The sequence below is a fragment of the Colwellia ponticola genome (assembly GCF_005885605.1).
GTDB lineage: Bacteria > Pseudomonadota > Gammaproteobacteria > Enterobacterales > Alteromonadaceae > Colwellia > Colwellia ponticola.
The window spans coordinates 322,225-339,492 of the sequence record NZ_SZVP01000002.1; the positions used below are offsets into that span (position 1 = coordinate 322,225).

General features: G+C 40.5%; 12 protein-coding genes. 11 read left to right on the top strand and 1 reads right to left on the bottom strand.

All coding sequences use genetic code 11. The features are described from left to right. Positions 1-9 precede the first annotated feature (9 nt). Complete coding sequence (gene glcF, locus FCS21_RS04440; protein WP_138620798.1) at positions 10-1,221, top strand: glycolate oxidase subunit GlcF; 1,212 nt, start codon at positions 10-12, stop codon at positions 1,219-1,221. Between the two features lie 130 nt (positions 1,222-1,351). Here glcF and FCS21_RS04445 read toward each other — a convergent pair whose 3' ends face one another. Next, entirely contained in the window at positions 1,352-4,906 is a 3,555-nt protein-coding gene (locus FCS21_RS04445; RefSeq protein WP_138620800.1) for a hybrid sensor histidine kinase/response regulator, read from the bottom strand. Between the two features lie 425 nt (positions 4,907-5,331). Between FCS21_RS04445 and FCS21_RS04450 the strand changes: the two genes are divergently transcribed. From FCS21_RS04450 to FCS21_RS04495, 10 genes are all read left to right on the top strand, one after another. Beyond that, positions 5,332-6,420, top strand: coding sequence for a DcaP family trimeric outer membrane transporter (locus FCS21_RS04450; protein WP_138620802.1), 1,089 nt, complete (start codon positions 5,332-5,334; stop codon positions 6,418-6,420). Between the two features lie 127 nt (positions 6,421-6,547). Further along, complete coding sequence (locus FCS21_RS04455; RefSeq protein WP_138620804.1) at positions 6,548-7,357, top strand: ABC transporter ATP-binding protein; 810 nt, start codon at positions 6,548-6,550, stop codon at positions 7,355-7,357. After that, positions 7,357-9,339, top strand: coding sequence for a long-chain fatty acid--CoA ligase (locus FCS21_RS04460; RefSeq protein WP_138620806.1), 1,983 nt, complete (start codon positions 7,357-7,359; stop codon positions 9,337-9,339). Before FCS21_RS04455 ends, FCS21_RS04460 begins: the two co-directional genes overlap by 1 nt. Next, the gene (locus FCS21_RS04465; RefSeq protein WP_138620808.1) at positions 9,336-10,229 is read left to right on the top strand and encodes a branched-chain amino acid ABC transporter permease; all 894 of its coding nucleotides are present in this window, start codon (positions 9,336-9,338) and stop codon (positions 10,227-10,229) included. The genes FCS21_RS04460 and FCS21_RS04465 overlap by 4 nt, the downstream gene beginning before the upstream one ends. A gap of 123 nt (positions 10,230-10,352) precedes the next feature. After that, entirely contained in the window at positions 10,353-11,426 is a 1,074-nt protein-coding gene (locus FCS21_RS04470; RefSeq protein ID WP_138620810.1) for a branched-chain amino acid ABC transporter permease, read from the top strand. A 168-nt stretch (positions 11,427-11,594) separates the two neighbouring features. Continuing rightward, positions 11,595-12,854 (top strand): ABC transporter substrate-binding protein, encoded by a 1,260-nt coding sequence (locus tag FCS21_RS04475; protein WP_138620812.1) that lies wholly within the window; start codon positions 11,595-11,597, stop codon positions 12,852-12,854. An 81-nt stretch (positions 12,855-12,935) separates the two neighbouring features. Then, positions 12,936-13,757 (top strand): ABC transporter ATP-binding protein, encoded by an 822-nt coding sequence (locus FCS21_RS04480; RefSeq protein ID WP_138620814.1) that lies wholly within the window; start codon positions 12,936-12,938, stop codon positions 13,755-13,757. A 699-nt stretch (positions 13,758-14,456) separates the two neighbouring features. Beyond that, positions 14,457-15,707 (top strand): phenylacetate--CoA ligase family protein, encoded by a 1,251-nt coding sequence (locus tag FCS21_RS04485; protein WP_138620816.1) that lies wholly within the window; start codon positions 14,457-14,459, stop codon positions 15,705-15,707. 115 nt (positions 15,708-15,822) lie between these two features. Beyond that, complete coding sequence (locus tag FCS21_RS04490; RefSeq protein ID WP_306461457.1) at positions 15,823-16,332, top strand: PaaI family thioesterase; 510 nt, start codon at positions 15,823-15,825, stop codon at positions 16,330-16,332. A gap of 70 nt (positions 16,333-16,402) precedes the next feature. Then, the gene (locus FCS21_RS04495) at positions 16,403-16,990 is read left to right on the top strand and encodes an isochorismatase family protein (RefSeq protein ID WP_138620818.1); all 588 of its coding nucleotides are present in this window, start codon (positions 16,403-16,405) and stop codon (positions 16,988-16,990) included. Positions 16,991-17,268: the final 278 nt, after the last annotated feature.

The following is a 17,268-nucleotide window of genomic DNA, read 5'->3' on the forward strand; positions in this document are numbered from 1 at the left end:
GGTTATATTATGCAAACAAATATTCACCCAGACATAGCACAGCAGCCTAATGTAAGTGAAGCACAAGACATTCTTCGCTCCTGTGTACACTGTGGTTTTTGTACGGCCACATGTCCCACGTATCAATATTTTGGTGATGAACGAGATGGTCCTCGAGGCCGTATTTATCTTATTAAACAACTCTTAGAAACCAATGAGGTGACTGACAAAACCCAAACCCATTTAGACCGCTGCCTAACTTGTCGTAGTTGTGAAACTACTTGCCCCTCTGGAGTCAAATATGGCCGTTTGGTCGATATAGGTAGAGGTATTGTAGAAAAAAAATTATCTCGTTCACCCCGCGATCGCTTTATACGTTGGTCAATACGTAAAATATTACCTTACCCTAAGCGCTTCGGCTTTTTATTATTTTTGGGACAGTTATGTAGACCTGTATTAACAGGTAAATTAAAAGCAAAAGTTCCACCAAAACAAAAACCGTCGCCTTGGCCAGCGTCTAGCCACCCACGTAAAATGATTGCCTTAGCGGGGTGTGCGCAGTCTTTAACAACGCCTAATACTAATGCAGCCAGTGCTAAGGTATTAGATAAAATAGGTATTACCTTAGTCGAAGCACCTAAAGCAGGCTGCTGCGGCGCTGTTGACTATCATTTAGCGGCACATGATGATGGTTTGAACGCTATGCGTAAAAATATTGATGCATGGTGGCCAGCAATAGAAGCTGGCGCTGAGGCCATTGTCATGACTGCTTCAGGTTGTGGTGTCATGGTAAAAGAGTATGGCGAACTACTCGCAGGCGACCCTGACTATGCTGACAAAGCCCAAAGAGTTACTGAGCTTACCCAAGACATTAGTGAGATTTTAGCTAACGAAGACCTTAGCCAACTAACCATTAAAGAGCAAAAGCCTACGGCTTATCACTGCCCTTGTTCCTTACAGCACGGACAACAATTAACAGGAGGTGTAGAAGCAATACTTGAAAAGGCGGGGGTACCACTGACTAAAACAAAGGATAAACATTTATGCTGTGGCTCTGCCGGTACTTATTCTATTCTTGAGCCTGAAACTAGCCAGAAATTATTAGCTAACAAATTAACGGCGTTAACAATCGACCAACCAGAGCAGATAGTTACAGCGAATGTCGGCTGCCAAATGCACTTGGAAACCAAAGCAAAGGTACCCGTTAAACATTGGATAGAATTACTCGAACCAAAAGAATAATGCTGCTAGGGGCTGTTGTTCCACATGACAAAGGCGATAACGGCGTAAAGTTGAGTAGTATTTGCTACATGACTCACACCACGGCTTCCTAAAAACCGTGGTGTTAGCCTAAGGTACTATGCAGCGCTAATTATGTAAGGTTATGTGAGTAGTTTTTGGCTAAGTCTTCGGTCAATAATGAACTCATTAATGAGCGCAGCGCTAACGGCTTAATAATTTTGCGTAAATAACTAATATTATCTTGTGCCGCTCGCATCATCAGGTCTTCATTGGTGGTTGCGGTAATAAGTATTGCGGGCAAACTATAGTAGCTTATTGCCCGTAGTTGCTTAATTAACGTAATGCCATTTATGTCATGACTTAGCGAAGCGGAGTTTATCGCTGAACTCATCGCCGTACTCATGGTACTACGCTCTTCTGAGTTACTACTTAACTGATAATCCACCAGTAAAATATCTATCTCATCTTCATGTTTAGCATAGATTTTTCTCGCTTGTTCAGCATTAGTCGCCGTAAAAACTTGGCATTGCCACGCCGTTAATAACGTTGACATCCCCTCGAGTATTGCTGGCTCATTATCAATACATAACACGCCAACACCTTGTAAATTCATACTCGCGGCAGGTAAGGTTTTTTTCGACGCTAATGGCTTGTTAGCTAAGGGTACCTTAACGCTAAACAGACAGCCATGACCGGGTTGTGATTTTAAATTTATGGCGTGTCCTAGTAATGTCGCCAAACTTTGCGCAATATTAAGCCCTAAACCTAAACCTTTATGACCGATAGCATTGGTATTGTTTAATTGCATAAACTGCTCAAAAACTTGCTGTTGCTTGTCTATGGGAATACCAGGGCCATTATCAAAAACTTGTATCGACAGCTCATTACCTTGCCTGCGACAACCTAACAATACCTTGCTTGGGTTATTATCGTTATTGTTGCTTTTATGGGCATAACGAAAAGCATTACTAATAAAATTTTGTAAAATCCTTGTCAGTAAGGTGATATCGCTAGCTACGTACAGCTTGCTCATTTTACAGTGAAAATCGACATGATACTCATCGGTTAACGCATTAAATTCATTGGTTAATCGGCTAAAAAGCTTTTTAATCTCAATCGGCTCAATTGTCGGGGTGATATTACCACTTTCAATGCGCGCTATTTCATTAAGATCAAGCAATAAGCTGTTTGCTATTTCTAAAGAGTTATCGATTTGTTTAATTTGCTGGCGTTCATCATGACTAACTCTTGGGCTTAAGGAGATTGCCGATGAAAACAATCTTGCTGCTGATAAGGGTTGCAGTAAATCATGACTACAAGCTTTTAAATATTGGCTTTTTTTTATGTGGGCTTGCTCCGCTTTTTTTTGTGCCTCGATGAGCTCAAGGTTAGCAAGAGCTAACTCTTTGTTGGCTTGTTCAAGCTCAGCAGTGCGGTACTTAACTCTTGATTCAAGATCGGTATTTTCTTCTTTTAACACCTCTTCAGTATGTCGGTACTGGCTAATATCAGAAAAAATCATCACAAAACCGCCGCCAGGTATTGGACTGCCTTCAATACGAATGTTTTTACCATTTTTTAGTTTATATTCGGTGTTATGACGACTACCTTCAGCAATATACTGCAAGCGTTTTTTAACGCGTGAATCAATATCTTTAGCAAAATAGCCTTGCTGACTTAAATTAAAATGTATTAAATTACTGATTGGGCTACCAATGTAAATTAACCGCTCAGGGTAATTAAAAATATCGAGGTATTGTTTATTCCACGCGACTAACTTGAGTTCACTATCAATCACCGAAATACCTTCGCTAACATTTTCAATGGCGCTTTGTAATACGGTGCGACTAAACTCAAGTTGCTGGGTCGAGTTATCTTCTACCAACTTCGCCACTTGATCAAAAGCCATACCTTGGCTACTAATCGCTAACGAAGTAACTAATTTAGCCGAAGCCGAGCCTAAAACACGGGCAAGCGTGTTTTCAGCATGCAGTAATATTGCTTCATTAAATTTTTTATTACTCTTACTTTGATTCATGGCATGAAATTGTTCAAAGCAGCGGCTGGCTTTTTCTTTACCGATAAATCGTGCCACTAAGTATTCTAATTCAACGACATTGACTTTAGCTTGGTTGGGTAAACTCCATTGTATTTTTTTGCGGTCTTGATAAAAAAACTCACTTTGCATTTGTTCACGAATACTTTGTCTGGTGATTAAAGACACCAGCCACAGCACAATAATATTAGCCAGTAGGCCAATAAGGGTTATGACGGTTGTTTTAGGTAAATCAGTGTGTTCAAACGGATGAGCATATAGCCCTAATTGAGGCAGTAGGTTAAAGACAGACCAAATAATAAAACCACTACTTATACCGGCTAATACGCCTGCTAACGTTGCCTTACGCCAATAAAAGGCCACAAATAACGCTGGGCCTATTTGCGCTAAAGCGCCAAAAGCTACTTCACCTAGTGACGATAAAGTATCGGGGGGCGATAGTAATAATAAACCATAACTTAAAAAGATAACCAGGGTTACTATGGCCTTGCGAATGAATAATAGTTGTAATTGAAATTGGCTAAAATCTTGTTTTTGCTGGCGCGAAAAATTAAACATTAATGGAAAAATAATTTCATTACTAAGCATGGTACTTAAAGCAATAGTCGACACGATAACCATAGAGCTTGCTGCAGAAACCGCGCCTAAAAAAGCAAATAAAGACAACCACACTTGACCATTATAAGCGGGTAAAAAAAGCACATAAGCGTCGGCTGATAATGAATTACCATAATTTAAATTACCAGCTAACCCCAAAAAGCAAGCAAAAAAGCCAAAGATAAATAAATATACCGGTAAAACCCACCTTGCCATAGTGCTTGATTTTTTATCTTTTATTTCAACAAACATCACTTGAAACTGTCTGGGTAAACACAAAAAAGCCGACATAGCGATAATGAGCATGCCAAATAAACCAAACAGGCTGCTAAATTCAAACTGCTCAGTCATATCGAACTGATCTTTAGATAACGCCCAAATCTCCATAGGCGATTCATAAATAACAAAACAGACAAATAAGCCAACCACAAGAAAGGCAATAAGCTTGACCAATGATTCAAAGGCAATCGCTATCATTACCCCTGGGTGTCGCTCAGTGATATCGATAGTGCGGATACCAAAAATAATGGTAAAAACGGCGAGGATAATGCTCACAATTAAACCCAGTTGCCACACCGGTAAATCAGGGGTTTGTTGTAATATTTGATAAGAATTAACAATCGCTTTTAACTGTAACGCGATATAAGGCATGGTGCCTATTAAGGCGACTAAGGTCACTGTAATCGCTAGAACTTGCGATTTACCAAAGCGTGCTGAGAGCAAATCTGCAATGGAGGTGATCCTCAGCTGTAAACTGGTTTTAATAATACGTTGAATAAACGGCCAAGCAACAACAAATAACACAATAGGCGCTAAATACACCGAGATGAAAGTAAAAGAGTAATTAGCGGCTTGGCCTGTCGTCCCTAGAAAACCCCAAGAGGTGCAATACACCCCTAACGATAAGGCATAGATAATGGTTTGTTGCTTTATGGCTAACTTATTACGGTATTTCCCCCCTAAATGCGCAATAAGAAACAACAAGCCTATATAGCCAATACTCACGCTAACGAGTAACCAATTTGCAAACATATAATTCTCTAAGACTTTTAAGACGTAATTTATAACACGCGTTTTAACCGCTTTTGTGCCATCAAATTTACCACATTTTTTAGGATAAAAATCGATATAACTTCTACGACTTAAGGACTAGTTGCTTTGTGCTAGGTGTCAGGTGCTAAGTCTTATTACCGATTGTTACATTTTTGTACAAGCCTATGATGGCTAAGCCACCTAAGTGAACAAACGGATAAAGAAAAACTTAACACACCTTGTTTTTAATGCGCTTTAGCCAAGTTGAAACCAATGTAGTTAGCTTTTACTCGCTGTCAGTAGCTTCAGTTAGGTTGCCTTTTATCACGTTAACTCGCCATAAAAGTCGTAGTAAATATAAAGTCGTAGTAAATAACGACATAAGTAGCTAGACAATAAGCAAATAAAAAATAAGGGAAATAGCAATGTTTACCAATAAATTCAAAAAATTATTACTCACTACCTCATTACTTGCCGCAACCAGTGTCGCGCAGGCAGGTTACGACATTGAATTAAGTGATGAAGATAAAATTTCATTCGGTGGTTATATCAAAGTAGATGCACGCTATGTTGATGGCGATGTCGCTTACAAGCCGTTTTGGACTGGTGCAGGTACTAAGCTTGCTCAAGATGCATCACAATTTAATATTTTTGCTAATGAAACACGCTTCAACATGAAATACACCCATGGCGATGTTATGGGCTTTATTGAAATGGATTTTTGGGGCGGTGGCGGTAACGAAATTGTTTCAAACTCGGCTAACCCTCGTATTCGTCATGCCTTTATTAAGTATAAAGATGTGGTGGCAGGACAAACGTGGTCAACCTTTATGAATACCAGTGCTATTCCAGAGTCGGCTGACTTTGCTGGCGCCACGGTAGGCTTAGTCTTTATTCGTCAAGGCCAAGTTCGCTATACCATGGGTAACTTTCAAGTCGCCCTAGAAAACCCAGAAACCTGGGGCGGCGATACCGCTAATGACAACGTACCTGATGTGGTTGCCCGTTATAACCTCAAAGGTGACTGGGGCTCTGTGTCATTTTCTGCTTTAGGTCGTCAAGTAAACTCTTGTGTTAAAGACTCTACGGATATGAATATCAATACAATGAACAACTGTGTGGATTCTAATTCTGAAACGGCAATTGGTGGTTCAATTGCCGGTCGTATTAACACCATTGGTAAAGATGATTTTAGATTTCAATTTCATCAAGGTGAAGTAGGTCGTTATGTCGGGGTTGGCTTTACTAAAGATATGGTTGGTGAAAAAGTTGAAGAAACCACCGCTTACCTTGCTGCTTACCGCCATTACTGGAACGAAACATTACGCTCTACCGTACTTTATGGTTCAGCTAAAGCCGATGTTTCAGGGTTAGAGCGTAGCCAGTGGAGTATTAACATATTTGAAAACTTAACCAAGCAATTAGCGGTAGGTTTTGAAGTAGGGCAATTCAAAATAGACGAGCAAAACGCCGATTCGAATTATGCACAGCTAAGCATGCAATACGTGCTGTAAATATTGTTTACTGTTTACACGTAACAATTCCCATTTTGTTGTTACGTTTTGAAGGGGGTGGACTCCCCCTTCTTTTTTTAAATGCATTTTCTTCACATATATTTTTCATTAATTTAGGAGTGTGAGTATGACTGAGTCAATACTCAAAGTAGAGCATGTTTCATTAGCGTTCGGTGGCGTAAAAGCTTTAACTGACGTTAGCTTTGAAGTTCCCCGTGGCTCTGTATTTTCTATTATCGGGCCTAACGGTGCTGGTAAAACCTCCATGCTTAATTGCATTTCTGGGCGTTATCAACCTAATTCTGGCAACGTTATTTTTAATAATAAAAATGTCACTAATTTACGTCCTAACGACAGAGCTGATCTTGGTATGGGACGTACCTTTCAAAATTTAGCCTTATTTGGTCACATGTCGGTACTAGACAACATCATGGTTGGTCGTCATCACCTACTGAACAATAACTGGTTAACAGGTCCTTTGTATTGGGCATCAAATGCACAAAAAGAAGAGCTTGCTCACCGTCGTTATGTTGAAGAAATTATTGATTTTTTAGAAATATCTCACATCAGAAAATCGGTTGCAGGCACCTTGTCATACGGGTTACGTAAACGCGTTGAACTCGCACGTGCCATGGCATTAAAACCGGAATTAATTCTGCTTGATGAGCCAATGGCGGGGATGAATTTAGAAGAAAAAGAAGATATGGCGCGTTATATCCTCGACTTAAATGAAGAGTTTGGCATTACCGTGGTAATGATTGAGCATGACATGGGCGTTGTTATGGATATTTCACATCAAGTGATGGTGCTCGATTTTGGTAAAAAACTCATGTCTGGTTTACCTGATGAAGTGATGGCTGATCCCCATGTGAAACGTGCTTATCTTGGTATCGAAGATGAAGAAATCAATAGCGAACAACAGCGGGAGGCGAGCTAATGGCTAACTTACAAGCAGTAACAAAAGATTATGAAATGGGTGCGCTTGACACCTTCCCCAAAATTCTCAGGCATAACGCCAATAACTGGCCTAACGATATTGCCATGCGTGAAAAAGAGTTTGGTATTTGGAATGAGTTTACCTGGCAAGACTATAACAACCGCGTTAAATGGTTATCACTGGCATTAGTTAAGCTTGGGGTAAACCAAAAAGACGCAATTGCTTTATTAGGTGATAACCGACCTGAATGGGTGTGGGGTGAAGTTGCTGCGCATGCAATGGGGTGTTACTCCATTGGCATTTTCCAAGACTCGTTACATGAAGAAGTGGTTTATTTACTCAATAAAAGTAATGCCACTGTGGTTATTGCTGAAGATGAAGAGCAATGCGATAAATTGCTTGAGCTAGGTGAAGACATTGATACGGTAAAAATTATTGTTTATTGCGACCCACGCGGTATGCGTAAATATGACGATAAACGCTTAATTAGTATTGAAGATATATATAAGCAAGGCCAAGCAATAGAAAAAGCATCGCCTGATTTATACAACCATTATGTTGACGCTACGCATGCCGATGAAACCGCTATTTACTGTACTACCTCCGGCACTACGTCAAAGCCTAAAATAGCCTTTTTAGCGGGGGGAAATTTTGTTAAGCACTGTAGCTCTTACTTACGTGCTGATCCTCGCCAGGCAGGCGATAACTATGTGTCGGTATTACCACTGCCATGGATCATGGAGCAAGTGTACGCCGTTGGCCAAGCGTTAATTGCCCGTCAAATAGTAAACTTTGTTGAAGGTCAAGAAACCTTAATGGCCGATTTACGCGAAATAGGTCCCAACTTTGTGTTACTTGCGCCACGCGTATGGGAAGGCATTTTAGCCGACGTTAAAGCTCGCATGATGGACTCAACGCCACTAAAACAAAAGTTATTTGATTATGCTTTTGCCATTGCTGAAAAAGCTCAACTAGAAGGAAAACGCTCAACCTTTGCCAATTTTTTACTGATGAACGCCTTAAAAGATAGGTTAGGTTTTACTAATTTAAAATCAGCAGCCACGGGTGGGGCAGCAATGGGACCCGATACGTTTAGGTTCTTTCAAACGATAGGTGTACCACTGCGACAACTTTATGGTCAAACCGAGTTATGTGGCGCATACACAGTACATAATGAAAATGATGTTGATTACGACAGTGTTGGCGTTGCTTTTGATAGCGCTGAAGTCAAAGTCATTAATACTGATAAAGCTGGCGTTGGAGAGGTTATTGCTAAAACAGTCGGTATGTTTACTGGCTATTTAGATAATCAAGCTGCCTATGATGAAGATGTTATTGATGGTTGGATGCACACGGGTGATGCCGGGTATTTTAAGCCCTCAGGACATTTGGTCATTATTGACCGCATTAAAGATTTAGCCAAAACCAGTAATGGTGTGCAGTACTCACCACAGTACATTGAAAACAAATTGAAATTCTCATCTTTTATTGGTGAAGCCGTTATTTTAGGTAAAGACAAACCTTACTTAAGCGCCATTATTTGTATTCGTTTTTCCATTGTTTCTAAGTGGGCAGAGCAACAAGGTTACGGCTTTACTAACTACACCAGTTTGTCAGCGTTGCCACAAGTGTATGACAAGCTCACTGAAGAAGTTGAAAAAGTGAATGCGACCTTACCTGATGCACAAAAAATCAATAAATTCATTTTACTTTACAAAGAGCTTGATGCCGATGACGGCGAATTAACCCGTACCCGTAAAGTACGACGTACGGTTATTGCTGATAAGTATGGTGACATTATTGACTCTATTTATGACAACCAACCTATGGTTGATATTGATACCGTGATCACCTTCCAAGACGGTGGCAGCTCACGTATTCAAACACAACTTAAAGTGGCTACTGTCATTGAGGGTAATGCTGAAACTAACGGTGATAGTTATTCATCAACCAGTAATCAACATCAGAGGAAAGCATCATGAATTTTGAACTCTTAACGCAATTAATTATCAATGGCCTCATTGTTGGTTTGTTATACGGTGTTATTGGTATGTGTTTTGTGTTGGTTTATAAATCAACACAAATCGTTAACTTCGCTCAAGGTGAGTTTTTGCTTATTGGCGCTTGGGTTTGTTGGGCATCACTTATTTACTTAGAACTGCCATTCTTTCTAGGTTTCATCTTGTCACTGGTGTTTATGGCAGGTTTTGGCGTGCTTTTGCAAATGATAGTACTACGTCCAATGATTGGTGAGCCCATTATCTCAGTGATCATGGTCACTATCGGTCTGTCTATTTTCTTCCAAGCGTTAATGAAATGGATATTTGGTGTGTCACCTCAAAGCTACCCGCAAGTATTTGATGATCAATCCATTAGCCTCTTAGGGTTAAATATAGAAATGGCCTACTTAATGAGTACCGTGATTGCGTTAATCATTATGGTCGCGTTCTACTTATTCTTTAAACACTCTAAACACGGTTTAGCCATGAGAGCGACTGCTTTTGACCAACAAGTGTCGCAAAGTTTAGGCATATCCGTTAAGCATGTTTTTGCGATGAGTTGGGGTATTGCGGCTACTGTTTCAGCAACCGCAGGCATAGTGTTAGGTATGGTTAATGGGGTATCAGATTCACTGTCTATTATGGGGATTAAAGTATTCCCAGCGGTAATCCTTGGCGGCTTAGACTCCATTGTTGGCGCTATTGTTGGCGGTATTATTATCGGTGTCTTAGAGAACGTTGCTGAGTTTTTTGATAGCCAATACCTACACATCGGCAACATGTACGACATTGCACCATTTTACGTGCTGTTAATTATTCTTTGGTTCAAACCGTACGGCTTATTTGGCACTAAAGACATTGAGCGCATATAGCATGACATGTTTACTTGTAGGTCGGTACTTGTCGATCGAGCGTTATGCCGTCAATAAGCAAAACTGATGGGCGAAAGCCCAACCTACAACACAGATAAAACGAACAATTATTAGGAGTGACTTATGTCTAGTTTATCAATGCGTCCGTGCGGAGACTTTCGTACTAGCTACAAACAAGATAATACAATTTTTGAAACAAAAACTATTCGTTGGGTAACTATTTTTACCATCATTGCGCTGTGCTTTGCGCCTATGCTTGTTGATGGCTATTTTATTACCCTGCTTATTCAAATCTCATACTTAGGTATTGCTGCGCTTGGCTTAAATATTTTAGTGGGTTATACCGGGCAAATATCGTTAGGTCATGGTGCTTTCTTTGGCTTTGGCGCTTTCGCTTCGGCTTGGCTAAACACCAGCTTTAATATTCCTGTGCTGCTTTGTATTCCGCTAGCAGGCTTTTTAACCATGGGGGTTGGCATGATGTTTGGTGCGCCAGCTGCTCGTATTAAAGGCTTGTATTTAGCTATCGCAACCTTAGCCTCGCAATTTATTATTGAAGATTTTTTTGCTCGTGCAGAGTGGTTTTCAGGTGGTGCCTCAGGGTCAATGGCCAACCCAGTAAGCTTATTTGGTTTTGATTTTAATACCGACCAAAGCTTTTACTACGTGGCGCTATTTGCCTTAGTATTTATGTTTATTTGGGGTTGTAATTTGATGCGCAGTCGCGATGGTCGTGCCTTTATTGCCGTGCGAGATCATTACTTATCGGCTGAAATTATGGGCGTTAAACTCAATAAATACCGTTTACTTTCTTTTGGTATTTCGTCTTTTTATGCCGGTATTGGTGGCGCGCTATATGCCCATTACTTAGGTTATGTATCGGCTGAAGGTTTCACTATTATGATGTCTATTCAGTTTTTAGCGATGATCATCATTGGTGGCTTAGGGTCAATAAAAGGCACCTTAATGGGCGTTATCTTTATGGTGTTTTTACCTGAAGTGTTAGCCAGTGGTGTAGGGCTAATGAAAATGACGGATTGGGGTAATATTCCTATGGTGGTTGATGGCTTAGCTTATATCAAAGAAATGGCCATTGGCGTGGTGATTATCTGTTTCTTAATTTTTGAACCAGAAGGCTTGTCACATCGTTGGACACAAATAAAAAATTATTGGAAATTCTACCCATTTGCTTACTAAGCCCTTTAATAAAAAATACGTTAATTAAAGTGTTTAGTAAATGAACGGTGAATAAAGCGCAGTTACTCAGCATAATGCTAGGTAACTGCAACAAGAACATAAACATAAAAATAATACAGCTACCCAGTTATTTACATGGGTACTACATAAAAATTGAGGAATGTTCAAATGAATAGCATTAAACATAAAAAATTATTACTAAGTTCAATTACTACCTGTATAGCGTTAAGTTTTACTAGCCATGTACAAGCACAAGACTCTGTTTTTGTCGGCCACTTAGCCGACATGTCAGGTCCTACCGCGTTTGTAGGAAAAAACTATGCCAATGGTGTTCGTGACTCCCTTGCTTATATCAATGCCCATGGCGGCATTAACGGCACTAAGCTTGAATCTGAAACAATCGATTACGCCTATAAAGTACCCCAAGCCATTGCCGCTTATAAAAAATGGAAATCACGCAACAACATGGTAGCAATGCAAGGTTGGGGCACTGCCGATACCGAAGCGTTAATCTCGTTTGTAGCGCGTGACAAAACACCGGTTTTCTCTGCCTCTTATTCAGGACATTTAACAGACCCTACCGGTAAAAACCCCCATACCAAAAAGCCAGCGCCTTATAACTTTTTTTATGGTGCATCTTACTCTGATGCCTGTCGTGGCTTAGTGCAATGGGCCGCAGAAGACTGGAAAAACAAAGGCGGTCAAGGCAAGCCTAAATTTACTCATATAGGTGCTAATCATCCTTTCCCTAATGCCCCTAAAGAAGCCTGTGCTGAATATGCCCAAGAGTTAGGTTTTAACGTGTTACCACCGGTAGTTATTTCAATGAAACCCGGTGATTTTAAAGCACAATGTTTAAGTATTAAAAGCTCAGAGTCAAACTACGGTTATATTGGTAACTTAGGTGGCTCAGTACAATCGTTAGTTAAATCGTGTAATACCGTCGGTGTTGATATTCAATTTATGTCAAACATTTGGGGCGGCGATAAAGACGTATTTCAGGCGGCTGGTGAGGGTATTAAAGATTATATTTTCCCAACCATGACCCCATTTTGGAATGACGATGTCCCTGGCATGAAACTTGTCCACGAAATTTCAAAAATGTCAGATAGCTCAGGCGAAGAAGAGCGCGTTCATCATTACATTCGTGGTGTTTGTTCAACCTATTTTATGAAAGAAGCAATGGAGTGGGCTAAAGAAAATGGCGGCATTACCGGTGAAAACATTAAAAAAGGCATGTACGTGCATAAAAACTGGGTACCTAAAGGGTTAGAAGGTGTTTGTTTAGCGGCGAACTGGACTGTTGAAGATCATCGCGGTATCAACCAAATTAATATTTATAAAGGTAACTATAACGAGGGCGATATTAAAATTGACAAAGTATCAGAAGTAACGCTGAAGCGTCGTGATGACTGGTTAGGTTATTAATTCTTGTTATTAATACAGTGGCGGCATTGTCGCCGCTGTAGTGCTAATAAGCAGATATAAATTTCAACGGAGTATTTAGTTATGTCACAGGCGGCAGTAAAAATTCAAACAGCTTCACCTATGTTATCGGTTAACAATATTGAAGTGGTGTATGACGAAGTTATTCAAGTACTTCGTGGTGTGTCTTTAGACGTACCCGAAGGAGAGGTGGTCACTTTACTTGGCCCTAATGGCGCAGGTAAATCAACCACATTAAAAGCTATTTCAGGTTTGTTGCGTAGTGAATATGGTGAAGTGACCAAAGGTGACATTACCTTTATGGGCGAGCGCATTGATAAAAAAAATGCTGAAGATGTGGTACGCAGTGGACTGTTTCAGGTTATGGAAGGTCGACGTATTATTGAAGACATGACCTCAATTGAAAATCTAAAGCTGGGCGCTTACACCCGTAATGACTCACAAATAAATCAAGATTTGGAAATGGTTTTTAATTACTTTCCGCGCTTAAAAGAACGTACCGGTTTAGCCGGGTATTTATCGGGCGGTGAGCAACAAATGCTTGCTATAGGTAGAGCATTAATGGCGCGTCCTAAAATGATTTGTTTAGACGAACCCTCAATGGGCTTGTCACCGTTATTAGTCAAAGAAGTGTTTGGTATTATTAAAAAGATCAACCAAGACCAAGGTATTACCATGCTACTTGTTGAGCAAAATGCCAATTACGCCATTAAAGCCGCGGACTATGGTTATATTATGGAATCGGGAAAAATAGTGCTTGATGGCACGCAAGAACAGTTACTCAATAATGAAGATGTTAAAGAGTTTTACTTAGGTGGTGGCAACGAAGAGCGTAAAAGTTTTAAAAACTTAAAATCGTATAAACGCCGTAAACGTTGGTTATAAGTTTGTGCATTTCAATAGATGGCCATTTCACTTGATTTTGTTATCGAACTTCTAAAACTCAAACGAACTGGCGGCTTGCTGAAAAGCACATAATATTTTTTCGTAGGTTGGGCTTTAGCCCATCAGCTTTTGTCATTATTGCAGCGGATACATTTGACGGCCTCAAGGCCGACCTACATAAGATCGTCACCCTGAATTTATTTCAGGGTCAGTATGACGTAGATGTAGGTATGTAGGTTGGGCTTTAGCCCATCAGCTTTTGTCATTATTGCAGTGAAGAAATTTGACGGCCTCAAGGCCGACCTACATAAGATCGTCACCCTGAATTTATTTCAGGGTCAGTATGACGTAGATGTAGGTATGTCGGTTGGGCTTTAGCCCATCAGCTTTTGTCATTATTGCAGTGTAGAAATTTGACGGCCTCAAGGCCGATCTACATAAGATCGTCACCCTGAATTTATTTCAGGGTCAGTATGACGTAGATGTAGATGTAGGTTGGGCTTTAGCCCATCAGCTTTTGTCATTATTGCAGTGTAGAAATTTGACGGCCTCAAGGCCGACCTACATAAGATCGTCACCCTGAATTTATTTCAGGGTCAGTATGACGTAGATGTAGGTATGTAGGTATGTAGGTTGGGCTTTAGCCCATCAGATTTTGTTTTATTTATCAATAACATAATTTTTAATTATCGAGTCCCCATGAAAAAATATTATTACGAAAAAGAATGCCAAAGCGCAGAGCTACGTGAACAGTCTTTGTTAGCACGTTTACCCGCTTTTATTACTTATGCTAAACAAGAATGTCAGCATTATAGCGAAACATTAAAACATATTGATGCTGACAAAATTACCAGTCGACAACTATTAGCACAACTACCAGTTACCCGAAAAGCTGACTTAATGAAGATACAAAGTAACAACGCGCCTTTAGGTGGTTTAAATGCTAAAGCGGCTAACATAGGGAGAATTTTTCAATCACCTGGGCCTATTTACGACCCTGAAAATACCAGCGATGATTGGTGGCGTATGGGGCAAGCATTTTATGCCGCAGGTTTTACAGCTGGCGATGTGGTACAAAACTGCTTGTCGTATCACTTAACCCCAGGCGGCTTTATTCTTGATTCAGGCGCTAGGGCGTGCGGTTGTGTGGTTATTCCCGCGGGACCAGGGCAAACTGAGCAACAACTTGATGTTATTGAGCATTTAAAACCGCAAGGTTATAGTGGCACGCCATCATTTTTAAAAATTCTGTTAGATAAAGCGCACGCTGAAAAAAGAGACATAAGCAGTATCAGCAAAGCACTGGTCACCGGAGAAGCATTACCTAAAGGCTTAAGAGCAGAGTTTGATGCTGCGGGTATTCAGGTGTTACAAGCTTATGCCAGCGCTGATGTTGGCCTTATAGGCTTTGAATCTCACCCTGATGAAGGCCTTATTATTGCTGAAGATTTATTGGTAGAAATTCTTCGACCTGGTACCTTAGAGCCGGTTAATGAAGGTGAAATAGGTGAGGTGGTGGTCACTAGTTTTAATGTAGATTACCCACTTATTCGTTTTGCTACGGGCGATTTATCGGCGCTTCAGCCTGGCAGCAGTCCTTGTGGTAGAACCAATATGCGCATTAAAGGTTGGTTAGGCCGCGCTGACCAAACCACTAAAATTAAAGGAATGTTTGTTCATGCAGAGCAAGTAGAGCAGGTAAGGCAAGCACATCCCCATATTATAAAAATGCGCTTGTCGGTTACACAAACTAATTACAATGATCAAATGCATTTACAAGCGGAGTTAAATAGTAAGGGGTTCACGCAAGCAGATATTGCCAGTGAAGTTGCGCGTATTAGCGATAGCTTGAAAAAAATAACCAAGCTAAGTGGAGTGGTTGAGTTAGTTGCCATAGGCACACTAGCGGATGATGGTAAAGTGATTGATGATTTACGACCTATTGGTTAGGTTAACTGGCTAACTCGTTAGCGCTAAAGCGACCAACGTAAACGACAGAAACAAAAAATACAGACCCAAACAGATACAAAACATCTACCAAAAAATAATAAAATAGATAAGGACTATGATGAAAAATATTAACGATACTGCTTTTCAAGATTGTTACCCTGAAGAACTAAGCCATTGTTATGGCTGTGGTAAAAATAACCCTCACGGCCATCAGTTAAAAAGTTACTGGCAGCATATTGATGAAGATGATTTATTAGCCAGTGTTACGGTGGCGCGTTTTACTCCCTCTGATATTTTTACCGCTATTCCGGGTTTTGTCTATGGCGGCATGACGGCCTCATTAATTGATTGTCATGGTACGGGCAGTGCATCGGCGATGGCTTTTTTAGCGCAAAAGCGTGAAATGGGCACCTTGCCGCCATTGCGCTTTGTAACGGGCGCATTAAACATTAACTTTTTAGCGCCAACACCACAGGGAGTTGAGTTAACGCTTATCGGTCGCTTTAGTGAAGTTAAAGACAGAAAGATTGTTGTTGATATAACACTATCAGCGAATGACGTTGTTTGCTCAACCGCGCAGGTTATTGCGGTATTAATGCCTAACAGCATGACACCTAGTAAATAAAAGGGTAGAGTGGTCTTGAGTTAAAATTTTTAAGCTAAAATTTTTTAGTTAAAACTTAAGGAGCTATTTTATGTTAACAAAAGAAAAAACGGGTCTTATTGTCGTTGATATACAAGGCAAGCTAGCACGCTTGGTAGATGACAGTAGTACGTTAATTCCTAACTGTGAAAAGCTAATTAAAGGTGTGCAATCGTTGGGCTTACCCATATTATGGCTTGAGCAAAATCCGGATAAAATTGGCTCAACGGTTGAAGAATTGGCGTCGATACTGGCAACTCGCTCTAACCGACTTTCTAGAGACCACTCACAAGATGCTGCCCATGCAAGTTCACCGATAACAAAGTTTACCTTTGATGCTTGTGCCGACGCGCAGTTTTTAGCCGCGATTAAAGCCAGTCAGATAGATACTTGGTTAGTGTGTGGTATTGAAGCGCATATTTGTGTGTATCAAACCGCGTCAAGCCTAAAATCGATGGGCTTTAATGTGCAATTAGTCTCTGACTGTGTGTCTTCACGCACACTGGCTAATAAAGAGTTAGCCATCACAAAATTGGTTAATCAAGGCGTTGAGCTAACCGGTTTAGAAATGTGTTTATTTGAACTGGTACAAGATTGTCGAAATGACGAGTTTAAAGAAATACTTAACCTGATCAAATAAAACCCTCGCAACGCTCTTCGTCATGCTGACCCTGAAATAAATTCAGGGTGACGGTTTCAGTACCTAGATTTTGACGGGCTAAAGCCCGACCTACAAATACCACAACCGTCTGCACTGTCTTTGTAGGTCGGCCTTTAGGCCATCACGGTAATATTTTTTTGTCTTCTCGGTGAGCGCAGCCTCTGTGTCCTTGGTGGTTCAAAATCTTTACACGTTTAAATAGCCTCGTTCCCACGCTCTGCGTGGTAATGCATATTCATGACGGTTTCAGTACCTAG